At 68.1% G+C, this 2,747-nt stretch carries 2 protein-coding genes and 2 pseudogenes; all 4 read right to left on the bottom strand.

The window, feature by feature from the left end; all coding sequences use genetic code 11:
* A partial coding sequence (locus EYZ64_RS08170; protein WP_502703010.1) for an aldehyde dehydrogenase family protein occupies nucleotides 1–1,179 on the bottom strand: 1,179 nt, incomplete at its 3' end.
* Nucleotides 1,179–1,355: pseudogene (locus EYZ64_RS08165) on the bottom strand (acyl-CoA dehydrogenase family protein); the annotation flags it as partial. The gene EYZ64_RS08170 and the pseudogene EYZ64_RS08165, both read right to left, overlap by 1 nt.
* Nucleotides 1,354–2,544: pseudogene (locus tag EYZ64_RS08160) on the bottom strand (aldehyde dehydrogenase family protein); the annotation flags it as partial. The pseudogenes EYZ64_RS08160 and EYZ64_RS08165, both read right to left, overlap by 2 nt.
* A 28-nt stretch (nucleotides 2,545–2,572) precedes the next feature.
* A partial coding sequence (locus EYZ64_RS32350) for an acyl-CoA dehydrogenase family protein (protein ID WP_286175265.1) occupies nucleotides 2,573–2,747 on the bottom strand: 175 nt, incomplete at its 5' end.

Genomic DNA, 2,747 nt, shown 5'->3' with positions numbered 1-2,747 from the left:
CCGCCGGACCGCCAGGACCGGTCCGAACAGTTCTTCGGTCCACACATCGGCCGGTGCCCCGTTGAGTTCGACGATGGTCGGTGCGATGAAGTAGCCCTCGGCCAGCGGGCCGTCGGTGTAGGGGAGCCCGCCGGTCAGCACCGCGGCACCCTGGGCCGTCGCGGCATCGATACCGGCCGAAATGGACTGGTGCGCTGCGCCGTTGATGACCGGTCCCATCTGGGTCGCGTCGTCGGTCGGGTCGCCGACGGTCAGCCCCGCGGCACGTTCGGCGAGGGCGGCCAGGAACTTCTCGGCGATCCCGTCGGTGACGATCAGGCGGGAGGTCGCCGTGCACTTCTGCCCGGTCGAGCGGAAAGCGCCCAGCATGACCTGCTCGAGTGCGAGGTTCATATCGGCGTCATCGAGGACGACGGCGGCGTTCTTGCCACCCATTTCGGCCTGCGCCGGGATTCCGCGTGCCGCAGCGGCCGCCGCGATGCGCCGACCGACCCCGGTGGAGCCGGTGAACGTGACGGCGTCGACGCCGGGGTGTTCGACGATGGCGTTGCCGATGTCGGATCCGCCGATCAACAGGTTGAGCACACCCGCGGGTAGGCCGGCCTCGGTCAGCGCCTGCGCCAGCCGGATCGCCAGCAGCGGAACGGTACTCGCAGGCTTCCACACCACGGTATTGCCGTAGATCAGTGCGGGCGCGATCTTCCAGGCCGGGATGGCGATGGGGAAGTTGAACGGGGTGATCACCCCGACCACGCCGAGGGGCTTGCGGGTGACCAGGATCTGCTCACCGGCCCGGGGCGAGGCGAAGATCTGGCCTGCCTCCCGATCGCCCTCGTTGCCGTAATACCGCAGGATCTGCGCGGCCCGCCGAACCTCGCCGATGCCTTCGGCTTTCGTCTTGCCCTCTTCGCGGGCCAGTTCCAGGCCCCACGCCTCGGCGTTGCGGTCGACGACGTCAGCGGCGCTCAGCAGCACCGCGCCGCGCTGATGCATCGGGGCAGCGGACCAGGCTGGCGCAGCCGCGGTGGCGGCGCCGACTGCAGCGTCGACATCGGAAGTGCGGGCGTTACTTCCCTGGGCCACAATCAGACTCGGGTGCGCCGGGTTCACGCTGAGCAGCGTGTCGCCGGTGCCGGGCACCCATCGCCCGTCGATCAGGTGCTCGATGGCGGCGGTCATCAGCGGAAGGCCGCCTGCCCGGTCAGCGCCTTGCCGATCGACAGCAGGTGCATCTCGGAGGTGCCTTCGTAGGTGAGGACCGATTCGAGGTTGTTGGCGTGGCGCAACGGTGAGTATTCGAGGGTGATTCCGCTGCCGCCCAGCAAGGTCCGGCATTCCCGTGCGATGGCGAGTGCGGCGCACCGCGAGAACTGGGCCGAACAACTCATCGGTCCACAGGTCGGCGGGCTGGTCGCCGAGTTCGATGATCGTCGGCGCGATGAAGTAGCCCCGAGCCCGCATTTCGTCGGCATAGGCCCGCCCGCCGGCCAGGACTGTCGCTCCCTGGGTCCGCGCGTTTTCGATGCCGGTCGTGATCGTCTTGTACGCCGACTCGCTGACGACCGGCCCCATCTGGGTGGCCTCATCAACCGGGTCGCCCACGACGAGTGCCCCGGCACGGTCAGCGAGCATGTCCAGGAAGCGGTCGGCGATTTTCTCAGTGAGGATCAATCGGGATGTGGCCGTGCACTTTTGACCGGTCGAACGGAACGCACCCAGCATCACCTGATCGACCGCCAGGTCGAGATCTGCGTCGTCGAGCACTACGGCGGCGTTCTTACCGCCCATCTCGGCTTGCGCCGGCACCCCGCGGGCGGCTGCCATGCTCGCGATACGCCGCCCGATATCGGTCGATCCGGTGAACGTGACAGCATCGACGTCGGGATGGTTGACGATTCCGTCGCCGATGGCCGAGCCGCCGATGAGCAGGTTGAGCACACCCGCCGGCAAACCTGCGGTGTCGAGCGCACTTGCCAGGTGCATCGCCAGCAGCGGCACGGTGCTGGCGGGCTTCCACACCACTGAGTTGCCGTAAATCAGGGCCGGCGCGATCTTCCATGCCGGGATGGCGATGGGGAAGTTGAACGGGGTGATCACCCCGACCACGCCAACCGGCTTGCGGGTCACCAGGATCTGTTCACCGGCACGCGGGGAGGCATAGATCTCCCCGGCCTGCCGGTCCCCCTCGTTGCCGTAGTAGCGGAGGATCTGGGCAGCACGACGCACTTCACCGATGCCTTCGGTCAACGTCTTGCCTTCTTCAACCGACAGGTCGCGGCCCCACTCGCCGGCGTTGTCGTCGAGGATCTCGGCCGCGGCCAGCAGCACACCACCGCGCGCGGCCATCGGGGTGGCCGCCCACGCGCGAACCGAGTCGCCGGCCGCGGCCACCGCCGCCTCGAGATCGTCCGCGCTCGCGGCCCCGCCTTCGGCGACGACCGACTGTGGCCGCGAAGGATCGACACTGCGGACGCCGTCACCCTCGCCGGAAATCCACTGCCCGGCAATGAGGTGCTGCAGTCGTGCAGGTGTGTGCGTGGTCATCCGATTGCTCCAATCAGGTTGCGGCGGTTCAGCGGAAGGCGGCCTGGCCGGTCAGCGCCTTGCCGATCGACAGCAGGTGCATCTCGGAGGTGCCTTCGTAGGTGAGGACCGATTCGAGGTTGTTGGCGTGGCGCAACGGTGAGTATTCGAGGGTGATTCCGCTGCCACCCAGCAAGGTCCGGCATTCCCGTGCGATGGCCAGG

Origin of the sequence: Mycobacterium sp. DL99 (assembly GCF_004762045.1) — a bacterium.
Lineage (GTDB): Bacteria > Actinomycetota > Actinomycetes > Mycobacteriales > Mycobacteriaceae > Mycobacterium.
The sequence above is the reverse complement of the archived record's forward strand: the minus strand, read 5'-3'. Positions and strand labels throughout refer to the sequence as shown.